The 25,151-nt window shown below is 68.2% G+C and carries 18 protein-coding genes; 12 read left to right on the plus strand and 6 right to left on the minus strand.

The genetic code is table 11. From position 1 onward, the window contains the following. Window positions 1-118: 118 nt before the first annotated feature. Both OOK07_RS23520 and OOK07_RS23525 read right to left on the minus strand, forming a co-directional pair. Entirely contained in the window at window positions 119-2,788 is a 2,670-nt protein-coding gene (locus OOK07_RS23520; RefSeq protein ID WP_266798278.1) for a hypothetical protein, read from the minus strand. Continuing rightward, entirely contained in the window at window positions 2,781-4,304 is a 1,524-nt protein-coding gene (locus tag OOK07_RS23525; RefSeq protein WP_266798279.1) for a hypothetical protein, read from the minus strand. The genes OOK07_RS23520 and OOK07_RS23525 overlap by 8 nt, the downstream gene beginning before the upstream one ends. A gap of 468 nt (window positions 4,305-4,772) precedes the next feature. On the opposite strand from OOK07_RS23525, the gene OOK07_RS23530 reads away from it, so the two are divergent. The 4 genes from OOK07_RS23530 to OOK07_RS23545 are packed head-to-tail and all read left to right on the plus strand — an operon-like array spanning window position 4,773 to window position 13,013. Further along, the gene (locus tag OOK07_RS23530; protein WP_266798280.1) at window positions 4,773-6,884 is read left to right on the plus strand and encodes a hypothetical protein; all 2,112 of its coding nucleotides are present in this window, start codon (window positions 4,773-4,775) and stop codon (window positions 6,882-6,884) included. Window positions 6,885-6,925: 41 nt separating this feature from the next. After that, window positions 6,926-8,563, plus strand: coding sequence for a class I SAM-dependent DNA methyltransferase (locus OOK07_RS23535; RefSeq protein WP_266798282.1), 1,638 nt, complete (start codon window positions 6,926-6,928; stop codon window positions 8,561-8,563). Continuing rightward, window positions 8,560-9,750, plus strand: coding sequence for a restriction endonuclease subunit S (locus tag OOK07_RS23540; protein ID WP_266798284.1), 1,191 nt, complete (start codon window positions 8,560-8,562; stop codon window positions 9,748-9,750). Before OOK07_RS23535 ends, OOK07_RS23540 begins: the two co-directional genes overlap by 4 nt. Beyond that, a complete protein-coding gene (locus OOK07_RS23545; RefSeq protein ID WP_266798285.1) occupies window positions 9,747-13,013 on the plus strand; it encodes a type I restriction endonuclease subunit R in 3,267 nt (1,088 codons plus the stop codon). The genes OOK07_RS23540 and OOK07_RS23545 overlap by 4 nt, the downstream gene beginning before the upstream one ends. A gap of 39 nt (window positions 13,014-13,052) precedes the next feature. On the opposite strand, the gene OOK07_RS23550 is transcribed toward OOK07_RS23545, so the two are convergent. After that, window positions 13,053-13,205, minus strand: a complete 153-nt coding sequence (locus OOK07_RS23550) for a hypothetical protein (protein ID WP_266798287.1) — start codon at window positions 13,203-13,205, stop codon at window positions 13,053-13,055. Window positions 13,206-13,404: 199 nt separating this feature from the next. Between OOK07_RS23550 and OOK07_RS23555 the strand changes: the two genes are divergently transcribed. The 3 genes from OOK07_RS23555 (at window position 13,405) to OOK07_RS23565 (ending at window position 18,078) form a co-directional block, all read left to right on the plus strand. Then, entirely contained in the window at window positions 13,405-15,879 is a 2,475-nt protein-coding gene (locus OOK07_RS23555) for an AAA family ATPase (protein WP_266798289.1), read from the plus strand. Beyond that, window positions 15,876-16,283: a hypothetical protein gene (locus OOK07_RS23560; protein WP_266798291.1), complete on the plus strand. Its 408-nt coding sequence runs from the start codon at window positions 15,876-15,878 to the stop codon at window positions 16,281-16,283. The genes OOK07_RS23555 and OOK07_RS23560 overlap by 4 nt, the downstream gene beginning before the upstream one ends. Before the next feature lie 109 nt (window positions 16,284-16,392). Further along, window positions 16,393-18,078 carry a TIGR04141 family sporadically distributed protein gene (locus tag OOK07_RS23565; RefSeq protein ID WP_266798293.1) on the plus strand — a complete coding sequence of 562 codons (1,686 nt, stop codon included), beginning with the start codon at window positions 16,393-16,395 and terminating at the stop codon, window positions 18,076-18,078. 100 nt (window positions 18,079-18,178) lie between these two features. Here OOK07_RS23565 and OOK07_RS23570 read toward each other — a convergent pair whose 3' ends face one another. After that, window positions 18,179-19,351: a serine hydrolase domain-containing protein gene (locus OOK07_RS23570; RefSeq protein WP_266798295.1), complete on the minus strand. Its 1,173-nt coding sequence runs from the start codon at window positions 19,349-19,351 to the stop codon at window positions 18,179-18,181. Between the two features lie 72 nt (window positions 19,352-19,423). Further along, the gene (locus OOK07_RS23575) at window positions 19,424-20,767 is read right to left on the minus strand and encodes an NsdA family TPR-like regulatory protein (protein ID WP_266798297.1); all 1,344 of its coding nucleotides are present in this window, start codon (window positions 20,765-20,767) and stop codon (window positions 19,424-19,426) included. A 253-nt stretch (window positions 20,768-21,020) separates the two neighbouring features. Between OOK07_RS23575 and OOK07_RS23580 the strand changes: the two genes are divergently transcribed. The 5 genes from OOK07_RS23580 to OOK07_RS23600 all read left to right on the plus strand — a co-directional run bounded on the left by OOK07_RS23580 (window position 21,021) and on the right by OOK07_RS23600 (window position 24,220). Further along, a complete protein-coding gene (locus tag OOK07_RS23580; protein ID WP_055507751.1) occupies window positions 21,021-21,512 on the plus strand; it encodes an ATP-binding protein in 492 nt (163 codons plus the stop codon). Continuing rightward, a complete protein-coding gene (locus OOK07_RS23585; protein WP_266798299.1) occupies window positions 21,512-21,850 on the plus strand; it encodes a hypothetical protein in 339 nt (112 codons plus the stop codon). Before OOK07_RS23580 ends, OOK07_RS23585 begins: the two co-directional genes overlap by 1 nt. 127 nt (window positions 21,851-21,977) lie before the next feature. Continuing rightward, window positions 21,978-22,145 carry a hypothetical protein gene (locus OOK07_RS23590; protein WP_167307964.1) on the plus strand — a complete coding sequence of 56 codons (168 nt, stop codon included), beginning with the start codon at window positions 21,978-21,980 and terminating at the stop codon, window positions 22,143-22,145. An 87-nt stretch (window positions 22,146-22,232) separates the two neighbouring features. Further along, window positions 22,233-23,429, plus strand: coding sequence for a JmjC domain-containing protein (locus OOK07_RS23595; protein ID WP_055507755.1), 1,197 nt, complete (start codon window positions 22,233-22,235; stop codon window positions 23,427-23,429). After that, window positions 23,363-24,220 (plus strand): aldo/keto reductase, encoded by an 858-nt coding sequence (locus OOK07_RS23600; protein WP_266798302.1) that lies wholly within the window; start codon window positions 23,363-23,365, stop codon window positions 24,218-24,220. The genes OOK07_RS23595 and OOK07_RS23600 overlap by 67 nt, the downstream gene beginning before the upstream one ends. On the opposite strand, the gene OOK07_RS23605 is transcribed toward OOK07_RS23600, so the two are convergent. Next, window positions 24,208-25,065, minus strand: a complete 858-nt coding sequence (locus tag OOK07_RS23605) for a hypothetical protein (protein ID WP_266798304.1) — start codon at window positions 25,063-25,065, stop codon at window positions 24,208-24,210. The two genes, OOK07_RS23600 and OOK07_RS23605, sit on opposite strands and share 13 nt — an antisense overlap. Between the last annotated feature and the right edge of the window lie 86 nt (window positions 25,066-25,151).

Raw genomic sequence — 25,151 nt, forward strand, 5'->3', positions numbered from 1 at the left:
GTAGGCACACAGCAACTCTCCGCCCACACCTTGCCGTAGACAGATCCGAGGGATCGTGGCCACTGGTAGCCGGTGGGCACGGTGGCCTGCCGGACGGGCACGCAGAGTAGCCCGCGGGCTATGGCTCGCAGTGTGGCGGCCGGGGTCCGGCCAGACGGAGATCCGACAGGACTTGGTGAGCCAGTTCGAAGGGCTGGTTGCGGGGGCCGTGGGGGACGGAGGTGGCGGATTCGAAGCCGCGCTGTGCGGCGAGGGCTCTGGGGCCTACCAGTCCGGTGAGCCGGTAATGCCGCCAGAGGGCAATCGGCCGGCGGGCATCGACCACGATGAGGTCGGGCCGACGCCAGACGACCAGCGCCCAGGCTCCCCCGCCGGAGTCCGAGCTCGAGTCGGCCCAGGCCCCGACGAGGGGCGCATCCTCGGCGGCGCCGACTGCTTCGAGTGCCACCAGCGCGGGGTTGCTGAAGCGGCCGGTGACATGGAGAAGGAGTCGTCCGTGGCGGTGTACGTCGCGCCCTTTCTCGGCGAGGGACCATACGGCGTCAGCGAGGGGATCGTCCTGTACGACGTCCGACGCGACATCGAGCACGGCGGCCTGGTCGACGGCTGGGCCGAAGGCTGTGTCGAGCAGCGCCGTGTATTCCGCGACGTACGCGGAGTCCACTGCGGGAAGCAGGTGACCGACTGCCTGGGAGGCTTCGTTGAAGGCGAGTGTCTCAGGGGTGATCTCGTAGCGTGGGGCGTGGCTTCGGAGCACGGCGAGGGCGACTGCTGCGAGGCTGCCGACCTGCGGCTCGATCCGCTCGGGGAGATCGTTTCGGTTCAGTGCGCGAACGGCCCGGGAGAGCAGTGGCAGCCAGTCGGTGTGTGCCGGGGGCCAGGCGCCTGCCGCGACGGTCCACAAGGTCAGCCGGACGACGAGCATGCGCTCCGGAGGGCCCAGTTGGGGAGCGAGGGCGACGAGGCGCTCCACCCAGCGCCGGTATCTACGGCGGACTTCCTGGTCGGCCTGCCGGAGGTCGGGCAGGGTGATGGCGTTCGCTTCGGCACCGGCTGCCTCAGGGTCGTGCTCTGCTGCCACGGCCTCGGCGTCGTCATCGTCGAGGGCGGCTTCGATGTCGTCGGTGAACCGCTCGTCCCAGGAGACGGGCAGCAGGTCCTGAAAGGGCGTGCTGGTGTCGGTGGGCAGTGGGAGCCCCAGCGCGAAGCGAGTGAGCGGGTGTCCGACGCGTCCGGCGCATTCGTCCAGGTAGCTCTCCCAGCCGTCCTCGTCGCCGTCCAGCGGGGCCGTAGCGACCGCACCGCCAGTGCTGCTGCTCGCGGATACACCCGCTGGGGTGGGGGTCAGTCCCGTACGGAGGGTTTCCAGGTCGCCCAGGAATCGTTCGGCGAGCCGGGGATCCGCGAACAGGTCGGGTGGCCGTGTTGTGGGGGTCTGGGACTGGGCCGGAGTCATTCGGCGCAGGGCGCGGTCAGGGTCGACGACGAACACGATGTTGCCGAAGGTTGGTACGCCGTCGCTGTCGACTACGACCAGGCGCACACGGCTGCCCGCATCAGCCGGGGCCGTCACCGTCAGCGTGGCCTGTCCGGGCGGGATGTCGGCGATGCGCTCCCATGCCTCCGGCGGTGCTGCCGCCTGAGACAACTCCAGGTGAGCGGTGTCGGAGAGAGGCCGGGCCACGCTGATCTCCAGGCCGTCCGGTACGCGTAGGGCACCGAGCAGCAGCGGCCCACTGCTGGCGATGGGGCGGGGAAGGGGCGGGGCCGTGTGCAGCCGGGCGGCGGGCTCGTCGGTGCCATTCGGAAGGAGGGTGGCGGGAATGGGGGTGATGACGCCGAGTTCGCAGTTGCCGCCCTCGCTCTGGGAAAGCAGCAGGGCCGCGGCGGAGAGGTTCGGGCTGCCGGTCAGGGCCCACCGCTGCCCCTCGGAGACCCACTCGACGAGTTTCCCGTGGCGGTACCGCTGGTCGTTGTCGCTGATGACACGTCCGTCGTACTCCTTCACCAGGGCGGCGACCGACGGACCGTCGAGATCGCTGAGCCCGGGCTGGTATGCGAGGGTGAACCGGCTCGGACGGAAGCGTTCGAGCAGCCGCCGAAGTGCCATCGAGCGCCGGTCGTAGAAGGGTGCGAACACGGCCAGTTCGTCGACGGGCCCCTGCGGCAGCTGATCGATGATCGGCGAATGCAGACTGCTGACGACGCGGACCTGTGGCGCCTTGGGTGTCCTCGCGCGGTGGAGCCGGTCCAGCAGTGCTGCGACCCGACCCAGCGCCTGTGGCACTCCGGCGGAGAACCTCACCTTTTCCGGGAGGTCGCGCAGCCATGCCGACAGCTCCGGAACCGCGGTGGGACTCTGCTCGCCGTCCACCCGCAGAACTGTCCACAGTTCGGCGTTGGCCTGCCATCCGGCCAGCGTGGTGTTGCCGGAGCCGAGGGCGATGGTGGCGTGCTCCGGTCCGGCGAGGACCATCAGCTTGGGATGGAACGCGGCACCGTGGGCGTATGCCAGACCGGCGAGGTAGCTGCGGCCGGCCCGCCGGACGGAGCGGGGATCGTTCCGGGCCATGGAGACATCTCCCGCCACGGTGACGCGTGCGCCGGTGGCCTGGGTGACGCCGAGGGCGACCTCCTCGAAGAATCCGAGATCGGCGGTGAAGCTGAGGAAGAGTGCTTCTTCCAGGTTTCGCCCGCCCGTGCGCTCCTCGTCGAGGATGAGGGTCAGCGGAGAGGCGAACGCGGTTGGTGGCTCCACCACGACCGGCGCCGGTGCGGTCTCAGTCAACGAGAGCCCTCCCGCTACTGGTCACTGACCAGTGCTGGTCTTGGTAGTGCAGTACGCCGCAGGTGGCCAGGACGGTCCCGAGCTGGTCCAGCCGTAGCCCGACGTCACCGCGCCCCTCCTGGCTTGTCCGGTACAGCAGTCCGCCCCGTTCGTGTAGCCGGGTTGGTAACCACAGCGTGCCGTCAGCACGTCGGCGGGCCTTGGCCAGCGCGATCCGCTGCGACCGTGCCACCAGGTCGTAGGTGAGTCGGCGGGCGACATCGCGCAGTTTCATGGGCCGCGCTTCGTCAAGCCGCCGCTGAACCCATTCCGGGCTGAGCTCGACTCCGCGCTGGCCGAGGAACGCGTCCCGGACCCGACCGGTGAGTTCGTCCACCCGACGGGCATTGGTGGCGAGCACCCGCAGTTCGGCGAGGGGCAAGGGATCACCCGCCCACCTCAGGTCGTGCTCGGCGGGCAACGGCGCTCCGGTCGTGTTCTGCGTCGCGGGAAGGGAGGACAGGAAGGCGTCCACCGTCATGTCGGGAAGCTCCGCGGCGAAGCGGTCGGACACTTCCTCGATCGGCACCAGCCCGTCGACCTGCTCCACGAGCCAGGACCACAGGCGGCGCCACGCTCCGACGGAGTAGTTCCGCAGCACCACTCCGCGCCAGGCACCGGCCGCGTCGATGCCGCTGGTCACGGGATCGGTGGTCAGGAAGTCGCCGAAAGCGAGCACATGGCCGATGTCGCGGGTGAAATTTCGGACGGGATGTGTGGCGACCACACGAGCCAGAAGCTGAATCGTCTGGCGGCGCGTTGCCGAGCGGGAGCCTGCTTCGGCCGGTCCACCGGGCTCGCACATGAGGTTCGCCAGCCATTCCCCATCAGGATGCTCACTGCCCGCGCATACGCACAGCCGGTCCCCGAAGGAGGCGAGATCATCCACGTTCAGCGTGTCCTCGGCGGCCAGTTCGAGCAGCGCGCCCAGTCCCGCTCGTAGTGCCGCGGTCTCCAACCGCGGTCCGGGAACCGGCATGGGGCCCGCACCGAGGATGCCGAGCGCGACCTCGGATCCGGCGTACGGTGCCCAGAACCCCCATGAGTTGCCCACGTACCCGTCCTTGCCCGGGACCTCGGCTTCGGACATGGTGACCGTCCCGGAGTGCAGCCGCCGGGCAAGGGCATCGACCCCATGAGCACGCGGCAGCCAGTCCAGAGCCTGCGGATGATGCGCGAACGACACGGCGGCCAAGGCCACTTCCGCGCGGCGCAGCAGAGTCTGGGCGGCCGGGACCGTCAGGTTTTCCCCGTCGGCTTGCGCCGCGATCAGCCCGTGTAGTGCGTAGTAACGCCCGTGCGGCGTCTGCGTGGTCACCCCGGGGACCAGGTGATCGACCATGCGCGCCACATGCCGCTCCACCGAGAGCGGATAACGGCCCGCGGCGACGTCCAGTCCGGGGCGGCTCCAGCCGGGTCCGTCCACGAGCTCCGGTGTCTGCCCCTTCTCGCCGACGGCGGCCATGCGCTCAACCATCGGACCGAGAGCGGTTGAACACCGCTGGCCGGTAGGTGCGCCGTGCAGTGAACCCTTTTCGGCAAGACGGACCGCGGCTGTGCTCGACCATTTCCCGCTGCCACCCCCCTCAGTGCTGTTCAGTCGGGAAACTGATCCGTCATTCTGGCGCATCTCTCGGGGGAGTGGCACTTCGGATGTGAATCACCCAGCTGGTCGAGACAGCTCGATGGGGCGAATCTGCATCCAGGTACTGATAACCACCATTATCAAATGAAGCTGCACTCGCGTTGCCGGGGTCGGCGTATCGTCTTGTGGCGTCGGGCGGGAATCCGCTGCAAGCGGAGCCGTGACGTGAGACGAGGCCCAGCCTGGTTGCCGAAGCGGCTGATGCGACGATAGATGAGCGGGGGAGGGATGCGCACAGTGGTCACTGGTCTGCCGGACCCAGCACTTCGCTTCCCAGGGCCGCTGCCCCTCCTGGTGTCGATGTCTGACATCGCGACGTTCGCCCGGGTGAAGCGCCCTGTCGTGTCCACCTGGCGCCGACGCCACTCGGACTTCCCCGCCGCCATGTCCGAGAACTCGGGACGGCCGTTGTTCGACGGCGTGCAGGTGACCGACTGGCTGATCGCCTCCGGCCTTGGCAACGCCGCCCCGCAGGAGCTCCGATCCGAGCTGGCCCTTTTCGGCATCATCGCGCTGCGGGACCGTTTCACGCCGTGGCAGCTGGTCGAGACGCTGGGCAGCTTGCTGTGCCTGCGCCGGCTCGACGGCCGCCCACTGGCCGACAATGCGAACGTCTCCCCAACCTCCCCGCCCGACGCCGAAGCCGACGAGGTCCTCTGGTCCGCGCTGCTGCGCCGAGCCGAACGGATCGACGCGGAGGACGATTTCGTACTCCGCGAGCTTCGCTCGATCGACGCCACGGCGGCCCCGCTCGCCCGCCTCGCCGAAGACCTGGTCGAATCCGCCTACGACGAGCGCGGCGCGTACGAGTGGCTGCTCGCAGCCCGCTCCCGGCTCGGGCTGGACTCCCTCGCCGCCGACGCTGTCACCCCGGAGCTGCGGAGCCTGCTCACCCAGCTCACCGACCTCCGCGTCCGCCTTGAGCGAGGCGAGTCCCTCACCCTCGCCGACCCGCACGCCCGCGCCGGCGACCTGCTCGCCGCGCTCCTCGACGACACGGAGGACCGCGACCGCGTCACCGTCCTCGCCGCCGACCCCGACGACCGGCTCACCCGCATCACCCGCCGCCGCTTCCTGCTGGCGGGCGTAAGCGAACTCGACCTGGACGTGCAGACCGGCTCCGACCTGGAGGAACGCTTCGCGGACCCGGACATCGTCGTCACCCAGCTCCCGTATCGCCCGGGCGAGGACCGCTCGGTACTCGCCGCCCTGACGGAGCTCGAACGCGTCGCCTACCTCCTCCGCCCCGGCTGCACAGCCCTCGTCCTCGGACCGGCCGACGCGCTCGTCGACGAACTGAAGAGCACCGAGGCCGCCCAGCTCCGCTCGGCCCTCCTGCGCGAGAACATCGTCGAGTCGGTCATCGCGCTTCCCGGCGGGGTCCTGCCCTTCCGCCCCGGCTACCGTCCCGCGCTGTGGACGCTCACACGCGGTCCCGTCCGGGAGGCGGAGGGCATGGTCTTACTGGCCGACATCAGCTCGGAACAGCTCACGCCGGCTGTGCGCATGCGACTCGCCGAGGACGTCCTCCTCTGGCGGGCAGAAGGCTTCCGAGGACTCGACGGTCACGACCCGCGCTACGGCCGTGTGGTCCCCGTCGCCGACCTGGACCGGGCCTTCGGCGGTCCCCTGACCCCACCTGCGCCGCCCGCCTCCGCGATCTGGTCCGACAAGGTCACCGAACGCCCCGCCCTGATCGCCGAGGCTGAGGCCCGTCTGGAGCGCGCGACGGCGGACACTCGCGCGTACGAGGACGAGCGAGGCCCTTACCGAGGGGCCGTAATGCGCAGGGTCGGTCGCCTGCCCAGGCGTACCACCCTCGGCAAGCTGATCAACGCACGCAGGGTGACACGCCTCCCCGGTCACCGTATCGACGAGAAGCAGCTCACCCGAGACGGCCACCACACCGTCCTGGGTCCCGAGGAGATTACCGGCGAACGACCCGTGGGTGACCGCCGCATCGACCGTCTGCTGCTGGCGACGGCGTACGAACGGGTGGCGCTCACCGAGCCCGGTGACGTCGTCTACACCCTCGCCCCCCGCCTCGGCGTGTACGTCGACCACGACGGCTTCTCGGTCGTCGCGTTCCCGGCCCGCGTCCTTCGCGTCAACGCCGACGCCACCCGCCCGCTCACCCCCCGGGTCCTCGCGGCCCTGCTCGGCGCGGCCCGTGGCACCGCCCGCAGCCCCAGCGCAGTGCGCGCCGCCCGCCGTATTGAGGAGTACCAGCTCCCTGACTTGGACCCGGACGAGGTGCTGCGCTTCGACGCCCTGTTGGCCGAGACCGAACGCCGGGAACGCCTGCTGCGCGCCCAGGCTGACGCCCTTGCCGAGGCTCGCCACCTGACGATCGCGGGCTTGGCCGATGGCACCCTCACCCTCGGCGAAACCCGAACCAGCAACCGTACGTAACCCATCCACACCCACCCACTGACGAGTCGGAAGAAGGAACGATGCCTCCCCGCAAGCGAGCCGCGGCAGCCGCCGGACAGGGCGAACTGCTCAGTGTCTCCAGCACCAAGGAGATCCAGGACATCCTGTGGAAGGCCGCGGACAAGCTCCGCGGCTCCATGGACGCCGCCCAGTACAAGGAGTTCGTGCTCGGCTTGGTCTTCCTGAAGTACGTCTCCGATGCCTTCACCGAACGCCGCGAGGAGTTGGCCGCCGATCCCGAGCTGGCCCAGATCCCCGAGCACCGCCGGGCGGCCTTCCTTGAGGAGAAGGACGAGTACACGGAGAAGAACGTCTTCTGGGTGCCCCCGACCGCCCGCTGGGACCACATCTCCGAGAACGCGGCCAGCGCGGAGGGCGGTGTCGGCGCGCTCCTGGACACGGCCATGGACGAGGTGATGAAGGCCAACAAGACCCTCACCGGTGTCCTCCCGAAGATCTTCAACCGCGACAACGTCGACCAGAAGCGCCTGAAGGAACTCGTCGACCTCATCAGCGACGCGCGCTTCACGGGGCATGGCGACCGCCCGGCACAGGATGTGCTGGGCGAGACGTACGAGTACTTCCTTGGTCGCTTCGCGAGGGCAGAGGGCAAGCTCGCCGGCGAGTTCTACACCCCGGCAAGCGTGGTCCGCCTGATCGTCGAGGTGCTGGAGCCGTACGAGGGGCGGGTGTACGACCCGGCGTGCGGCTCGGGTGGCATGTTCGTGCAGAGCGGCAAGTTCGTCGCGAAGCGGCGCGGCAAGGACCATACGCACGACATCGCGGTGTACGGCCAGGAGGCCAACGAGCGCACCTGGCGCCTGGCCAAGATGAACCTTGCCATCCACGGCATGGACCCCAAGGGCGTCGGCGACCGCTGGGCGGACACGTTCGCGGACGACAAGTTGCCTGATTTGAAGGCCGACTTCGTGATGGCCAACCCGCCGTTCAACATGTCCGACTGGGCACGGAAGACGGACGACAGGCGGTGGCGGTACGGGGTTCCGCCACAGTCGAACGCGAACTACGCCTGGCTCCAGCACATCGTCTCCAAGCTGGGGGACAGGGGCAGCGCGGGCGTGGTCCTGTCCAACGGCTCGATGTCCTCAAAGCAGTCCGGCGAGGGCGAGATCCGCGCGGCGATGGTCGAGGCGGACTTGGTCTCCTGCATGATCGCGCTGCCGGGCAACTTGTTCCGTACGACGGCGATCCCGGCCTGCCTGTGGTTCCTGACAAAGGACAAGTCGCCGCAGGGCGCGAAGGCGCTGGAGGACCGGCGGAGCCGGGTGCTGTTCATCGACGCGCGTGCGATGGGCACGATGGTCGACCGCACGGAGCGGGTCCTCACGGAGGAGGACCTGGAGAAGATCTCCGACACGTATCACGCGTGGCGGGGCACGAAGTCGGCGAGGGACAAGGGCCTTACATACGAGGACGTGCCGGGGTACTGCTACAGCGCGACGCTGGAGGAGATCGAGAAGCACGACCATGTGCTGACGCCGGGGCGGTATGTGGGGGCGACGGAGGTCGAGGAGGACCCGGACGCGGAGCCGGTGGGGGAGCGGATCGCTCGGCTGACGAAGGAACTGTTCGAACAGCTGGACGAGTCGGCTCGGCTGGATGTGGTGGTGCGGGAGCAGCTGGGGAGGTTGAGTTGAACAACTGGGATACCAAGACGATCGGACAGCTCGGACGCGTCGTCACAGGGACGACACCGCGGACAGGTGACAACAACGCATGGGGAGACCAGGTTGACTTTGTCACCCCCACGGAGATGAGCTACTCAGACCGTGAGCCTTCTGGATGCAGACGACTCTCCGAAGATGGTCTAGCTACGATGCGACGAAGGCTCGTACCCGCTGGATCTGTACTGTTCGCCTGTATCGGCTTCTCAACCGGAAAAGTTGCATGTGTCTCGCGGCCTGCTGTCACGAATCAGCAAATTAATGCACTGATCCCCGATCTGTCTGTCGTTGATCCAGGCTTCGCTTACTATATGTTGCGATATCGGGCAGTGGATATTCGGAGAATTGCCAGCGGTTCAACAACGCCGATCGTGAATAAATCCACATTCGAAGCGTTCATTGTGTCTGTCCCCGGCATGTCGGAGCAGGCAGAAATCGCTGAGGTCCTTGGAGTGCTGGACGATAAGATCGCGGTCAACAAGAAAATTGCGGCCACAGCCCTTGAGCTTGCGGACACACAATTTGCCAGTGCTGCGAGAGGGGTGGACTTCGGTCCCGACACGTTCGGTTCGATGGCGACGGTTGCCGGTGGTGGAACGCCCAGTACGACGACAGAGGAATACTGGGGCGGAGGGATCGCTTGGACCACTCCAACGGACGTAACCGCATTGTCCGCGCCATATCTGTTTGAAACTGGCAGGACCGTAACAGGTGGGGGACTAGAAAGCTGTGCATCGCAACTCTATCCGGCGCAGTCCATCTTCATGACCTCCCGTGCAACCATTGGGGCTTTTGCTCTGCCTCAGATTCCCGCTGCGGTGAACCAGGGCTTCATCGTCGTCCTGCCGCCGAACGAGGAGCTGCGATGGTGGCTGCTTCATGAAATGCGCTCTCGCGTGGAAGAAATGATCAGTCTGGCTAACGGGTCGACCTTCCTCGAGCTGAGTCGTAAAAATTTCAAGGCCATGCCGATCCGCCGGGCGAGTGACCAGAGCATTTCCGATTTTGCGCGGGCTGTTTCGCCACTGCATCGCAGGGCTGCTCAATCCTCGGCCGAATCGCGCACCCTAGCCACTCTTCGCGACGCCCTCCTCCCTCAACTGATGTCCGGCAAGCTCCGAGTCCGAGACGCCGAGAAGATCGTGGAGGACGCCGTATGACCACCGAAAGCGGCAACGAGCCCACGCACACCCCCGCCCACCTCGACGCCAAAATGACCGAGTCCACCTGGGAACACCTCGCCCTGGACGAACTCGCCCAACTCGCCTGGGAAACCAAGCCCGGCAAAGACCTCGCCCCCGGCACCGGTCACCGCCGTGACTGGAACGACCTGATCCTCCACGACGAACTCCAGGCAGCTATCGAGAAGCTGAACCCGGAGCTGACCTCCACCGCCGTCCACGACGCGACGCGCATCGCCACCGACCCCGCCTCCCGCGAGGCGTACCCGGAGAACAAACAGGCCCACGAGTTCCTGACCACCGGCATTCGCCTCACCTACACCGACGAGTTCGGCGCCGAGCAGACCCCCACCGTCCGCCTCGTCGACTTCACGGACCCCGACGCGAACAGCTACCTCGCCGTCAACCAGGTCACCGTCCGGGAAACCGACGGCAGCCACCGCCGCTTCGACATCGTCCTGTACGTCAACGGCCTGCCCCTCGCCGTCGTCGAGCTAAAGAGCGCCTCCGACGAGAACGCGACCCTCAAGTCGGCGCACGCCCAACTCCAGACGTACGTCTCGGAGTTCCCGATCGCGTTCCGCTACAACGTCCTGTGCCTGGTCTCGGACGGCATAACCGCCAAGTACGGCACAGCGTTCACGCCGTACGAGCACTTCGCGCCCTGGAACGTCGACCACGAGGGCGAACGCGTCGACACCAACGAGCCCGGCTACGACGGCCTCGACGCGCTGAACCTGGCCCTCCACGGCCTGTTCACGCAGGAGCGGTTCCTCTCCCTCACCCGCAACTTCGTCAACTTCCCCCCGCCCAAGCCGGGCGAGCCCCTCTCCGGCAAGCGCATCGCGAAGCCGCACCAGTACTTCGCGGTGAACAAGGCGGTGGACGCCGTCGTCGAGGCATCGCGGACGAACGGCCAGGCCGGCGTCGTCTGGCACACGCAGGGCGCGGGAAAGTCGGAGGAGATGGTGGAGACGGCCGCGCTCGTCCTCCGCCACCCGGCGCTCAACAACCCCACCATCGTCGTCATCACCGACCGCAACGACCTCGACGACCAGCTCTATGACACCTTCCTCGACAGCGAGTCCCTGCTGGAGGCAAAAGCTCACCAGATCGACACGCGCGAGGAGTTGCGTACCGAGCTGACACGACGCAACGTCGGCGGGATTGTCTTCACCACGCTCCAGAAGTTCGGCCTGAGCAAGGAGGAGAAGGACGGCGGCAAGTCCCACCCCCTCCTCTCCGAGCGCCGCAACATCCTGGTGATCGTCGACGAGGCGCACCGCTCGCACTACGACAGCCTCGACGGCTACGCCCGTCACCTGCGCGACGCCCTGCCGTACGCCACCCTGCTCGCCTTCACCGGTACACCGATCTCGAAGGCCGAGGCCGACACCCGTGCCGTCTTCGGCGAGTACATCGACATCTACGACCTGAAGCGCGCCGTCGACGACGGGGCGACGGTCCGCGTGTTCCACGAGCCGCGTGTCATCAAGGTCGACCTGCCCAAGGGCGTCGATCCGAACAAGCTCGACGAGCAGGCCAACACCCTCACCGAGGGCATGGACGACGCCGAGCGCCGCCGCGCCATCCAGTACGCCACGACGATGAACACCGTCTACGGTGCCCAGGACCGTATAGCGAAGCTCGCCGATGACCTGATCGCCCACTGGGAGCAGCGCCGCGAGCTGGTCAAACCCGACATCGGCGCCCCCGGCAAGGCGATGGTCGTGTGCGCGACCCGCGAGATCTGCGTACGGGTCTTCGACGCGCTGGCCGAGCGGCGGCCCGGCTGGGTCAGTGACGAGGTCGACAAGGGGGTCATGAAGATCGTCTTCCACGGCGACCGCTCCGACCCCGAGAACATGCGCAAGCACTCGCTGCGCAAGTCCCAGCAGAAGGTCGTCCAGAAGCGCGCCAAGGACCCTGACGATGAACTGGAACTGCTCATCGTCCACTCGATGCTGCTCACCGGCTATGACGCCCCGCCCATCCACACCCTGTACATGGACCGCCCGATGCAGGGCGCCAACCTGATGCAGGCGCTCGCCCGCGTCAACCGCCGTTTTCGCGGCAAGCAGGACGGTCTGCTCGTCGGCTACGCGCCCCTCACCGACAACCTCACCAAGGCCCTGCGCGAGTACTCGGACCAGGACCGCAAGGACCAGACCCTCGGCGCGGACATCGAACGGGCCGTCACCGAGGTCAAGAACGAGATCGCCACCATCAAGGGGCTTCTGGCCGGGAGCCGTTGGAAGGAGTGGCTTGCCGACACCGGCCGCCCCGACTCCCGCAAGCGCGCGCTGCGGCTGACCGCCGACTTCCTGCGCGATCCGAAGAACCCGGGCAACAAGGTCGAGCCCCCCGCCAAGCCGCTCTCCGTCCGCTTCAAGGACAGCGCCGCCCGGCTGGACCGTTTCTACCGTGTCTGCGCGATGAGCAAAGAGATCGCCGAGCGCTGCGAGGACCTGGACGACTGGCGTCGTGACATCTCCTTCTTCAGCGAGGTCCGGGCCTGGATGATCAAGCTCGACGCCGCCCAGCGCGAGGCCAGCGGGGAGCCGCTCAGCGCCGAGGTCCAGCGTTACCTGCAGGCCCTAGCGGCCTCGGTCGTAGACGCCGACGACATCACCGACCTGTACGCGGAGGCCGGGATCGGCCGGCTGGACATCACCCGTCTCAACGAGGCGCAGCTGCGCAATCTGGAGAACTCGGAGACCCCGCACCTGGTCACCGAGGCCCTGCGCCGCATGATCCAGCAGAAGATGCGCGAGGTGACCAAGCACAACGTCGTCCGCAACGAGAGCTTCACCGAGCGTCTGAACGATCTGATGAGGCGTTACATGCTCCAGCAGCTCACCAGCGCCCAGGTGATCGCCGAACTCGCGGCTCTGGCACGAGAGGTGTCGGCGGAGGCCCGCCGTGGCGAGCGGTTCGACCCGCCGTTGACCCACGCGGAGCTGGCCTTCTACGACGCCGTCGCACACCGCGACATGGCCGAGGCGGTGGAGGGCGGCGACGACACGCTCGCCAAGATCGCTCGTGCCCTCGTCAAGGACATCCAGAAGAACCTCTCCGTCGACTGGCTCTCCCGCGAACCCGTCCGGGCGAAGCTCCGTACCCGCATCCGCCGTGTGCTGGCGATGTTCGACTACCCGCCGGAGGAGGAGCGCGAGGCGGTCGACCTGGTCCTTAAGCAGATGGAGATCGTGGCCGCCCTCTGGGCGCCCGCTGCGAAGTAGCAACGCATACGGGAGGGCGCCACCAGGGGCGCCCTCCCATCATGGCCAGGTGCGTTCGGCGTGGTCGTGCCGTACGGCGTAGGCCGCCGGGCCGCCCTTCTCGACGGCCCGGTGGATCACGTCACGGTGTGCGACGAGACGCTCGACCATCTCGACACTGCGAAGCTGCTGGTTGTCCGGGTAGAACAGCACCGCCTCGTGCTCCAGGACAGCTTCTTCAGGCCATGGATTTTTTGATAACCCTGGTTATCACTGAAATCGTGAATTGATTAACTTCTCCGCCTCTAACGTCTGTTCCGTAACACCGGGCTCGCGCAAAGCGAGAGGCTCACCCCTCTCGCTCACCGCACGAGCCCGGCCCCGGAACCGACCGCGGAGGGCGGAGAGCACCATGACGGAACACCCCGAACAGAGCGAGCCGAACGCATCTGACCATCAGGTCGATCATCGCCGAGGCGCCTCCTCGACGCTCTCCCGCCTGACCGTCCGCCTCGAAAGCTCGGCGCTTGCCGAGGAACCTCGGGCACTCCTGCGAGAGGCACTGGGCGCCACCGCGACGGAGTCCTCCGCTACCCCCGTCGATCCGCACTCGGACCAGCGGGTGTTCCTCGACTCCATCAGCGTCAACGGCTTTCGCGGCATCGGCCGCAAGGCACGTCTGCCGCTGACCGCGAAGCCTGGCGTCACCCTCGTCGTGGGGCGTAACGGCTCGGGGAAGTCCAGCTTCGCCGAGGGCATTGAGACGGCGCTCACGGGCCGGACCGCCCGCCTGGACAAGCAGCGGGGCGAGGTGTGGCGCCGGCACTGGCGCAACCTGCACGACGGGGCCGACCCGAAGGTCGAGGTCCGCCTCGCCATCGCGGGCGACCCCCGGCTGTCCACTCTGACGTGCACCTGGTCCGGCGACGACGTCACCGCCCCCGAGGTCGAGTTCAGGCGGCCGGGCCACGGCCGTCGGCCCTTCGCCGACATCGGGTGGGAGCGGGCCCTGAAGGACTACAACCCCTTTCTGTCGTACGCGGATCTCGACAAGGTTCTCAATGGCAGGCCCAGCGAGCAGTACGACTCGGTCGCCGCCATCCTCGGACTCCGCGAACTGACCGACGCGGACGAGCGGCTCCAGGGCATCGAGAAGGCGCTCGACTCCGCGCTGAAGCAAGCCGAGGCGGAACGGCCCGTACTTGCCGAGGCGTTGTCCGCGCTGGACGACCCGCGGGCGGTACGCGCGCTCGCGGTCGTCGGCAAGGCGGGCGACCCCGACTTCGTCGTGCTCGACGCCCTCGTGACCTCACTGCCCGACGCGGACGAGGGCCGTCTCCGTGAACTGCGGACGACCGCCGCGCTGACCGGACCTGACCTCGGCGCGGTCGGCGCGGCCGTAGACCGGCTGCGCGAGGCCGTCGCCGTACTCGACGACGTACGTGCCTCGGGCGCTGAGGACGCCCACCAGCGTGCGGAGCTGCTGGCCAAGGCCCTGGAGCACAGCCGTCGGCACGAGGACGAGGACACCTGCCCAGTGTGCGGGTCCGACCGGGCGCTCGACGAGGCGTGGGCCGAGCGGGCCGCCGAACAGGTGGCGACCCTGCGGCAGGAGGCCGCGACCGCGCGGGAGGCCCGTACCGGGCTGCGGGACGCGGTGGACGCCCTCCGCTACCTGGTCACCCCGGTCCCCGCGTGGCTGCCCGCCCCGCTCGTGGACCCGTGGGAGGAGTGGAAGGCGTGCCGGGCGATCGACGACGCCGAGCGGCTTGCAGCCCGCGCCGAGACCGCCGCGCTCGTCCTCGCCGACGCCTGCGCCGCGCTGCGCGACGAGGCGCTGCGGGAGCTGGAAAAGCTCGACGAGGAGTGGCGCTCCTGTGTCACCCGCCTGGCGGGCTGGCTCGACCGGGCCCGGCCTGCGTACGCCGGCAGGCCCCGGCTGTGCCAGGTCAGGGCGGCCCGTAAGTGGCTCAAGGAGGCGCGTGCCGAGCTGCGCGAGCAGCGGCTGCGGCCGTTCGAGGATCACTCGCAGCGGATCTGGGAGGAACTGCGTCAGCAGAGCAACGTGGACCTGCGTTCTGTGCGCCTGACCGGTAGCGAGAAGGCCACCGTGCGCAAGCTGGTGATGGATGTGTCCGTCGACGGCACCGAGGCGGCGGCCCTTGGCGTCATGAGCCAGGGCGAACTGCACTCCCTCGCGCTCTCGCTCTTCCTGCCGCGCGCCGCCGCGCCGGACAGCCCCTTCGGTTTTGTCGTCATCGACGACCCGGTGCAGTCCATGGATCCCGCCAAGGTCCACGGCCTCGCGAAGGTGCTGCATGGCCTTGGGGCGACTCGGCAGGTCGTGGTCTTCACCCACGACACGCGGCTCCAGCGAGCCTTCACCAACCAGGAATTCCCGGTGACCGTACTGGAGGTGGAGCGGGCGGGCCGGTCCGTGGTGACCGTGAGCCGGGTGACCGATCCGGTCGGTCAGGCACTGGCCGACGCACGCGCTCTCATCCGCACGCGAAACCTCCCGCCGGTCGCGATGACCCATGTGCTGCCCAGCCTCTGCCGCGCCGTCCTGGAACGGGCCTTCTCCGAGGCCGCGTGGCTGCGGTTGCACCGGGCGGGGATGGCTGAACACGAGGCGGAGAAGACCGTCGCGGGGGCCGTCACGCTGATGGACATCGCCGCCCTGGGGCTCTTCGGAGACCCGTCGAAGAGGGCCAGTGACGTCCAGCGCGAGCTGCGCAGGCGGTGCGGCCCCGGGGCGGTGGACCTCATCCGGAAGTGCCAGGAGGGTGCCCACCCGTCGGGCACCTCGATGCCGGACCCCCAGCGGTTCGTGGACGAAATCAAGGCCGTTGCCCTGACGGTACGCAAGCCCGAGGAGGGGCCGTGAACCAGACGATTCGCCAGCTGCTCGACACCGCCGAGCTGCTCCTCACGGACACCGGCGAGCCCGCCACGCCCGCTGCCACGACCGTACCCGCTGCGTCCGCTGCCGCCGCGGCGAGCCGGTGTCGAGGTGCCGCCTTCGCCCTCCGTGTGGCGCTGGAGAGCGCGGTCGCAGACCGCCTCATCGCCCACCGGGCGCCGCGCGCGATTCGGGAGGGCACCCAGCGGGCCGCGTTCCTCTGGCTCCGCGGTTGCGCCGAAGCCGGAACGGCCCGCCAGGCGAAGGCCGTGTGGAGCCAACTCTGCCTGGGATGCCACTACCACCAGTACGAGATCGGTCCGACGGAGGACCAAGTCCGCGCGTGGCATACCGAAGTCGCGGCGATCGTCGCCCTGTTGGCCCGCTGACCCGCATCGGCGCCAGGAGAGACGCCGCCGGGAGGAGACACGCGTGAGAACCACACCACGAGGACGGTTATCGCGACCGTCCGCAAAGACCAGAATGAGGAGCGGCACCATGACGGCCCGTACGTCCAAGCGAACCCTGTACCGGCTCAGGGGCGTGCCTCCCACTGCCGACTCGATGTTCGACGCCCTGGACGCGGACCAATTGGAAAGGGTCCACGCGGATTTCGACGTCCCCGAGAACCTCGGTGTACCGGCGATCCTGGTCACCGGCAGCTTCGAGCAGCCTGTGGCGAGCTGGTGCGACGAGATCTTCCGAACGACGGGTATCGAGGTGTCACGGTCCGTCAACCGCTCGGCTGGCCTGCTGATGCTGGCCGTCGACGGTGAGGTGTACGCGATCGGGTACGACCAGGGCTTCCGCCTGGTGCCCGACCGCCTGAAGGACCACCGCTTCGGGCTGAGCTTCGCGTCCCGCCGAGTGGACCCCGCGAAGATCCGCGACCTGGCGTCGCACACTCCCGGTGGAGGGCGCACCGACATCACCCTGATCCCGAGCGGGGCCTCGGTGTGGAGCCTGGGCATCGTCGAGCACGCGCAGATCGTGCGCCGCCTCGGCGGCCACCTGGACAACATCCCGCTCACCATCTCCCGGGACAACCCGGGGAAGATCTCCAGTGCCGAGGGCGGCGCCGGCCTGCGCATGCGGCTCGGTGTGGAGGGTGCCGACCTGATCGCCGACATCCGTGCGATCGCCCGCGTGTTGCGCGAGGAGAAGCCGAGCCCGGAACTGGAGTTCGTCGAACACGTCGTGACCGTCGACGATCCCAGCCTTGTCACCCGCTTGGAGGCCATCCTCGACAACCTCCTGGGGCAGGAGCCCGACGGGAGAATCAGCGTCGCCGTCCCCGCCGACCATTGGGACGACTACATGGCCGCCCGGGCGTTCAGGGCCAGGATCAACAGCGACGCGGCCGGCCGGTCGACCGACGACTTCGACCTTGAGTACGTCCTCTGCCGCGCGCGCATCCAGCATGCGGGCAGCCGCGTGGCCGCGCTCCGGGAAGGAACCGTCACTCTCTATCGGCATGGCCGCGCCAACCGGGCCGACGAAATCTGGACGTCCAGCGCGCTCCGGTGGATCGAGGCGGAAGTGTTTCTCGACTCTCGCCGGTTCTTCCTGATGGACGAGCACTGGTACGAGATCGACCAGGAGTATCTGAAGGCGATCCGCTCGCACGCCGAACGGCTGATCACCGACACCCCGTCCGTCAACCTGCCCTCGTGGATCCTCGGGGAGAAGGAGCGCACCTACAACGCGTGCGTGCCGGACCAGCGGCCCGGGTACGTCTGCTTTGACCGCGACAACGTGCAGACCGCGCTGCACCGCGGGAACGGCGTGGAGATCTGTGATCTGCTGAGCCCGGACGATGTCCTGGTCATGGTGAAGCGTGCCAAGGGTTCCGACGCGTTGAGCCATCTCTTCAGTCAGGCGCTCGTCGCCGTACAGACGCTGCGGAACTCCCCGGAGGGGAGGGAACGGTTCGCCGAGAAGGTGGCCGCGGCCCGGCAAGGGCGCGGTCTACCGGAAGACTTCCGGCCTTCGAAGGTCGTCTTCGCAATCCTGCTGAAGGACGGCACCGACCTCACCGCCGACACCCTGTTCCCGTTCTCGCAGGTCACTTTGGTGCAGACGGCCAGGACGCTCGAATCATGGGGTGTCCAGGTCGAGGTCGTCGGCATCGCCTCCACTCCGCCGACTGCCACCTCGACCGGGACTCGGCGGTTGGCGGCGTAGCCGCCGTCCACCGTAACGACGTACGCCGACGTTGCTGGCGAGCCGTTCCGGATCTGGGGGTGGCTGTGATAGCGGACAAGGACCGCAGCGATGCCAGCTGTTACGCCAGGGACTTTCGCACCGCGTCGACCAGTGACGTCGCACGCAGGTCGTTGGGGCCCCCGATGATGTTGTTCATCGCATAGCCGAAGGCGATGCCGTGGTTCGGATCAGCGAAGCCGAGCGAGCCGCCTCTGCCTGTGTGGCCGAAGGAGTTCGGGCCGACCATGGGGTTGGTCTCGGTAGGCAGCATGTACCCGGAGCTGAACCGGCTCGGGATCAGCATCACCTGGTCCTTCCCGCTGGCCTGTTCCTTGGTCGCCGAAGCAAGGGTCTCCGAGGTCAGCAGGCGCACGCCGTCCACCTCGCCGATCAGCGCGGCGTACATGCGCGCCAGCCCGTGTGCGGTGCTGATGCCGTTGGAGGCCGGGAGTTCCGCAGCCTGTACCTCGGGCGAGTCGAAGTCGATCTCGGCGGGGTCGGTGACCGTGTACGCCCTGTTGCTGAATGACTCCGGATCCCGCCACGCTGCAACCTGCTCGCGGAGTTCCTCGGGAACCGACTCGGCGGGCACGGTGGTGAGGTCGACGGCCGGTCGCTGGTACACCATGCGGCTGACCCGGTCGCGTTCACGCGCCGGCAGTCCGATGAAGAAGTCCAGTCCGAGGGGGGCGGTGATCTCGTCGGCGAAGTAGCGGCCCGGCGGCTGGCCGGAAACCCGGCGGATCACTTCGCCGACGAGCCAGCCCCAGGTCCGGCCGTGGTACCCGTGCGCGGTGCCCGGAGTCCACAGAGGGCGCTGAGCGGCCAGCGCGGCTGCCATTGGATGCCAGTCCAACGCCTCGTTCAGCGGGACCGGTTGGTCCAGCGCGATCAAGCCGGCCTGGTGGGACAGCAGCCAGCGCACCGGGATGTCCGCCTTGCCGTTCGCGGCGAACTCCGGCCAGTACTTCGCCACCGGCGCGTCCAGGTCCAGCGCACCACGCTCGGCCAGCATGTGCGCTGCGGTCGTGGTGGCCCCCTTGGTAGCCGAGTAGACGAGCTGCAGTGTGTCCCGCGTCCACGGTCGACCGGTCTCGGGGTCGGCGATGCCTCCCCACAGGTCCACCACCGGTCGGCCGTACTGGTACACGCACACCGCTGCGCCGATGTCCCCGTGCTGGGAGAAGTTCGCTGCGAACGCCTCACGCACCGGTTCGAACCCAGCCGCGACCTCACCGTGGATCGTCGTCATGCCGTCCATCCTGGCATTCGGACTATGTGCTCCGAGGGGGTGGGTTCGGCCTCGAAGTCCGAGAAGTGACGGTCACGCCGCGACGGGCACGGCCTGAAGGCGCTCACGGAACTCACGGACAGCGGGGACGGACTTGCGCGGTTCGAGGTGTGCGGAAAACTCCTTCAAGCGGTCCAGAGCCCGTACGGAACTGACGCTGCTCTCCAGGAGTTCGGTGCCGTAGTTCGCGGCGTCGAGCGCCCCGTCCAGGTCGCCGCCGGCGAGCCGGGCCTCGGCCAGGCGGCTGGAGCGTACGGCTTTGTCCCGAGGAGCCGCGCTTTTCACGGAAGTCTCCAGGGAGTCCGTCGCGCGCTCCACCTGCCCGGACCGCAGCAGGACCTTGCCCTCGGTCGACTTCAGCTGGGCCTCACCGAACCAGTTGAGCCAATCCGGGTTTTCCTCCGTCGTGTGGCGCTCCCAGTGGGACACAGCGCGGTTGAGCGCTGTTCCGGCGTTCTGGTGGTCGCCGTCGCGGGACAGTGCCTCGGCCTTGTGCAGGTAAAGGAACGACTGGGTGTAGGGCGACAGTGTTCGTGGGGCGTTGTTGATGGCGGTGGAGATGAGGGCGACGCGCTCGGCGGTCCGCCCGGCCTCGGAGACGTGAACGCCCATCTCCGCGAGGATGAACGCGCCGAACGCGTCGTCTCCAGCGGTACGGGCGCTGCGCAGGGCCCCTACGTAATACCGCTGGCCGACGGACCGCAGCCCCGCGTCGTAAGCCATCCAGCCGGTCAGGTGCGACACCCGGGCTGCCAGGGCGTAGAGGCGGATTCGGATGCTCTCCGTGTATCTGCCGGTGCTCAGGAGGCCGGTGACGAGGGCGAGATCGCCGCGTGCCTGCTCCAGGAGCGTGGCGCCGCCGAGTTGGTCGTCGAGGGTACGGAGCGTGCTGATGCGCTGCTCGATCGTCAAGACCATCGTGTCCGTGACCTGATCCCCGCCCAGAGCCGAGGCGAAGGCGGACGGCGCGTCCACCCAGCTCGCCGCGAGGCCCGTCAGGGCGGCGCCGGTGATGGTGAGAAAGCCCCGGCGATCCATGCGGCCACTCCCCACGAGTTCGGACAACGCCTCAACGGTACCGGCCTCGGTCCACGGGGCCGTGAGTCCCGTGACCTCCCAGACCGGGAGCCACCGGGGCCAGCCTGCCTTCCGCGCCTGCTCGTACGGGACGCGCAGCAGGTCGGCGAGTACCTGCTGGGCGTCCGCGTCCGGCTCCTGACCCTGCTCCCACTTCCATACGGTGGTGCGGTTGGTCGCGAGCGGGATTCCGAGCGATCTCCCGTGCGCCTGCATGAGCCGGGCGAACTCGGCCTTCCCCCATCCGTGCGTCTGGCGGAGGAAGCTCAGCGGGTGGACCGCCAACGGCTCACCAGGCATGTCATCACTCCCGTCATCCCCTCAAGGCGTAGTGGGGAGGTTACTTCGCGTGGCCGCGTACGGGGAGGGCGTCCCCATGAGGAACCCCCTAGAAACGTTCCGCCTTGCTCGCTCGGGCCGTTGACTGAGTATCAGCCGTCCACGGAATCCGGGCAGGGCGACCGCTCCCGGAACGGTTCCTCAGATCGGCGGCTCCGCCCTTGTTTCCCCCTCGGGGACGGAGCCGCTCTCCAACCCTTCGGAGGCGTCAGCCATGCCCATGCTCGTCCATCGGTTCGTCCTCGCGGGTGAGGAAAGGGAAGTTTCCCTCGCCCGGCGCACGGTCGTCGACAAGGTGCGTACGTGGGGCGTGCCGTTGGACGACGACACGGCTGACGCCATCCGTCTTGTCGCCTCCGAGCTCATCAGCAACGCCGTGGTCCATGGGGAGGGGTCCGTCACCGTCACGCTGTACCACCGGCCCGGCCGCCTCGTGATCGACGTCCTCGATGACAATCCCGCAGCTCCACAGATGAGTTGTGCCCAGGCCGACGACGAGAGCGGGCGCGGCCTGTCAATGGTCGAGTTCCTCGCTTCGCGGTGTGCCTGGGAACCCGCCGGCCGTGGGAAGCGCGTATGGGCGGAGGTCGCGCTTCCCACGGTGGCACCCGCCATCCGAGCCGCTGTTCTGCGCAGATTATTCGCACTACGGCCGAAGCTCGGGAGCGTAGCTGAGCCTGAGTCCCTCACCCTGACGGTCGCGTGATGGGACGGCACGCACTGCGTACGACTCCGCTTCCTGACCCTGATGTCGCCTTCCGTCCCACTCGCCGTGATGTCGACCCCATCACCAGGGAGCCCACTGAGTACGCGTTGTGGGATCGCCACGAATGGCAGGCGCGCGGCGAGTGCTGGCTGTGGTGCGGACGTGCCGATGTCGAGGTGACGTGGATCGGACCCGTCCGGTCGAGCGGCATACACGCGGCCCTCTACGCCTGCCGTGCGTGTCTGTACGAGCTGGACCAGCGCGTTCTGGAGACCAACATGCGCCAGGACGTAGGCGTGCTGCCGATGAATCGCGGACCTGCCCGGTCGCTGGTGTAGGACTGCGGCTCTTCGCGACCCCCAATGACCGCCGCTCCACGGCAACCCCCTTCTCTCACTGCTGTGGGGCGGCCACCGACCTCCCGCCGGAGCCCTGGCGGGAGAACCGAAGAGGAAGGAGTACGAGGTGGCAGAGCCCACGACACCGCCTCCGGCCCGAAGCGGCCTCCTGGTGGCGGTGCAAGAGCTGACCGCCGTCCACGACCGGTACGACAGCCTCCGGTCGGACAACCAGGGAAGTTCCGGCGACGCGCCGTGGCCGGGTGGCGACGGCAACCTGCACGACAGCGAGTAGGCACCAAGCGGTGGGGGCCGGCGCGCTCGGCCGTGTCGGCCCCCACCGCGTCCGCATCACGTGGTCGACCCCATGGAGGACGTAACGATGGAACATCGGTTGATCAGCGCCATCGAGACTGCGCTCGGATGGAACGGGGCGGAGGAGCTGGGCAAGGACTTCGTACGCGGGAGCATGGACGACCCCGCACTCGTCTCCCGCATCATGACCCCGAACCGTCTGCTCGACATCGCGATGCGCAGGAGCCTGAACCGCCCCCAGTTCCGGTGCTTCCAGAAGGGCGAGGAGGTCCATCCGGCCATCTACTACACCGACAGCGTCAGCCCTCGGGGCCAGAGCATCCCCATGGCCAACATGCGCAGCCTGGGCAGCCTCCTGGGACAAGGCGCGACGGTGATCATGGACCAGGCCAACGTCTTCGATCCGACGATGGAGGTCGCCTGCCGGGCCCTGCAGTGGTGGTCCCACGAGCGAGTCCAGGTCAACGCGTACCTGACGACGAACGACGCCTCCGGCTTCCCCTTGCACTGGGACGACCACGATGTCGTCATCGTCCAACTCGCCGGCGAGAAGGAGTGGGAGGTCCGCGCGACCTCCCGCGCAGTCCCCATGTATCGGGACGCCGACCCCAACAACACCCCGAGCGACGAGATCATCTGGTCCGGCACCATGCGGACCGGTGACGTCATGCACATCCCTCGGGGTCACTGGCACCAGGCGACACGGTCCGGCAGCGGTTCTGGCAAGAGCCTGCACGTCACCTTCGGCATCACCAAGCGCACGGGAGCAAGCTGGCTCGCATGGCTGGCCGACTGGTGCCGCGAGCACGAGATCTTCCGCCACGACCTCGACCGCTGGCACGGAACCGGCGGCGAGGCCCTGAGCGCGGCTGCCGCCCAGCTCGTCGGTGAACGCTCCCCGGCCGACTTCCTCGCCGCGTACGAGCAAGAGACGACGCTGCCTCGGCACGTGCCCTTCCTCGACATATTCGGGCCGCTCGCCGCCGTGGTGTGCACCACCCACTTCCCGCCCCGTATCGAGGAATGCGGGGAGACCGTCCACGTCGTGGCCTCCGGGAAGAAGCTCACCCTCACGGCCAAGGCCCTGCCCGTACTGCGTCTGCTGCTCAGCGGCCAGCCGGTCGCGCTGGAGCGCGCCGCAGCCGTCGTCGGAGCCGAAGTGACCGAGGTCGCCGAGATCCTGGTGGAGGAGGAACTGTGCGCGGTGCTGACCCCCGAGTTGTCCTTGGGCTACACCGGTCTCGTCACGAACGCCGTCTCCTGACGGGGGCGTTGGACCTCGGTGTCACCGCACTCGACACCAGCAGCAACTACCTCGACTTCCGTTCGCATGAGGTCCTGGTGCGGACAGCCGGTGACCTGCTGCCGAAGTTCACGGTCTCCACCAAGGTCGGCTATTTCCCGGGACCGGACGGGGCGGAGCATTCCCTGGACCCCGTATGTCTGCACGCGGCCGTGGAACAGGCCGCCCAGGACCTCGGGCGGGAGCCGGACCTGGTGTTCCTGCACAACCCGGAGCATTCGCTCCGTGAAGCCGCCCCTCACAACCAGGACGCGCTGATACAGGCGTGCGCCACTCTCGACGCGGCCGTAGCGAAGGGACTCTGCGCCGCCTGGGGCGTCGCGTCCTGGGACCCGTTACCGCTGCTGAGCCTCATCGACATGACCGTACCGAAGCCGGCGGTCCTCATGGTCCGCGCCGGTTTGCTGGTCGGAGCCAGAACGCTGGATGCCGCGGATGCCATCACCAAGGCGTGGGGTCTGGAGGGCGCCAAGGTGTGGGGGATGAGCCCTTTCGGGGGCAGTACCAGCACTCCTGTGTGGGACAGGATCGATCCACGCGTCTTCCTCCGGGACGGCAGCCAACTCTCCTGCGTGCAGGCGGCGTTCAGAGTCGCCTATCACCTCCCGCGGGTCGGCACCGTCGCCGTGGGCACCGATGAGCCCGCCCATCTCGGCGAACTCGTCGGAACCCTGGCGGGCGGGGTCAACGAGCGGACCGTCCAGGAATACCGGAGTCTCCTCCGAGACCGCTCGCGCGCTCAGCCCGCTTGAAGCTGCTCGATGACCCGCTCAGCCATGCGCCGGGCGGGTTCCAGCCGAGGGTCCTCCGGGTGCGCGTACGGCCCGAGGATCTTCGAACAGGCGAACAACGTCATCAACTTGCCGTCCCGGCTCTCGAAGTCCGACCGGCGCTCGCGCCTTACGCGATCGGCCAGAGCCGGGACCGCAAGGGAACTCGCCCAAAGGGAGGACGAATCCAGCCCCAGCGGCGCGTTACCCCAGTCCTCCCAGTCGAAGAGGCTGAACGTCGGAGCCGTCATGTTCGCCCAGTTCAGGTCCGCATGGGCCGGCACCCACCGCTCCACGGTCGTATCGAAGTCACCCGAGAAGACACCGCGGATGGACTCGGTGACGAGGGCCTGGGTGATGGCGACGGTGTCCGGTGTGGCGATCCGCCCGGTGTCCTGTGCCGCCAGAGCGTCCAACGAGGCGTTCAACGCCTCCCACCAGGCGTCCGTCATCTCCGGGGCCTCACTCAAGATGGCGCTTCCGACGGGAGCCCCCGGCAGGAGTCTGGTTTCGTCGGCCCGCCACATCACCGGCTCGTCTGCGTCCCGCCAGACCACACATCCGCGCCACTCAGGCTGGGCGATGCCCTCCAGACGCGCGGCACTTTCGGTGCCGTTCCATCCCTGATCGGGGATCTTTTCGAGCGAGCGCCGCTCGATCCGCACCCAGGTGTCGCGGACCGTCCTGGCTCCCACAGATCGGCGTTTGCGCACCACCGTGTCCGGGAGTAAGCGCACCTGCAGAGACCGCGCGACACGATCAAGAACCTCGTCAACTTGCTGCACCCGTAGATCAACAACCTGACCCATGGAGACGGAGAGCGCCATGGAGGTGACCGTAGCAGTGGTGCGGCGGGAGGTGACCGTCGCCGAGGCGCGGGCGGTAGCCGTCAGCCACATCCAGATCCGACTGT

The sequence above is a fragment of the Streptomyces sp. NBC_00078 genome (genome assembly GCF_026343335.1).
Classification (GTDB): Bacteria; Actinomycetota; Actinomycetes; order Streptomycetales; family Streptomycetaceae; genus Streptomyces.

What these genes read in the sequence shown, in the direction of transcription:
- OOK07_RS23525 (WP_266798279.1), bottom strand. Translation starts at nt 4,304, where the DNA reads ATGGTTGAGCGCATGGCCGCCGTCGGCGAGAAGGGGCAGACACCGGAG.
- OOK07_RS23530 (WP_266798280.1), top strand. Translation starts at nt 4,773, where the DNA reads ATGTCTGACATCGCGACGTTCGCCCGGGTGAAGCGCCCTGTCGTGTCC.
- OOK07_RS23535 (WP_266798282.1), top strand. Translation starts at nt 6,926, where the DNA reads ATGCCTCCCCGCAAGCGAGCCGCGGCAGCCGCCGGACAGGGCGAACTG.
- OOK07_RS23545 (WP_266798285.1), top strand. Translation starts at nt 9,747, where the DNA reads ATGACCACCGAAAGCGGCAACGAGCCCACGCACACCCCCGCCCACCTC.
- OOK07_RS23555 (WP_266798289.1), top strand. Translation starts at nt 13,405, where the DNA reads ATGACGGAACACCCCGAACAGAGCGAGCCGAACGCATCTGACCATCAG.
- OOK07_RS23565 (WP_266798293.1), top strand. Translation starts at nt 16,393, where the DNA reads ATGACGGCCCGTACGTCCAAGCGAACCCTGTACCGGCTCAGGGGCGTG.
- OOK07_RS23570 (WP_266798295.1), bottom strand. Translation starts at nt 19,351, where the DNA reads ATGACGACGATCCACGGTGAGGTCGCGGCTGGGTTCGAACCGGTGCGT.
- OOK07_RS23575 (WP_266798297.1), bottom strand. Translation starts at nt 20,767, where the DNA reads ATGCCTGGTGAGCCGTTGGCGGTCCACCCGCTGAGCTTCCTCCGCCAG.
- OOK07_RS23580 (WP_055507751.1), top strand. Translation starts at nt 21,021, where the DNA reads ATGCCCATGCTCGTCCATCGGTTCGTCCTCGCGGGTGAGGAAAGGGAA.
- OOK07_RS23585 (WP_266798299.1), top strand. Translation starts at nt 21,512, where the DNA reads ATGGGACGGCACGCACTGCGTACGACTCCGCTTCCTGACCCTGATGTC.
- OOK07_RS23595 (WP_055507755.1), top strand. Translation starts at nt 22,233, where the DNA reads ATGGAACATCGGTTGATCAGCGCCATCGAGACTGCGCTCGGATGGAAC.
- OOK07_RS23605 (WP_266798304.1), bottom strand. Translation starts at nt 25,065, where the DNA reads ATGGCGCTCTCCGTCTCCATGGGTCAGGTTGTTGATCTACGGGTGCAG.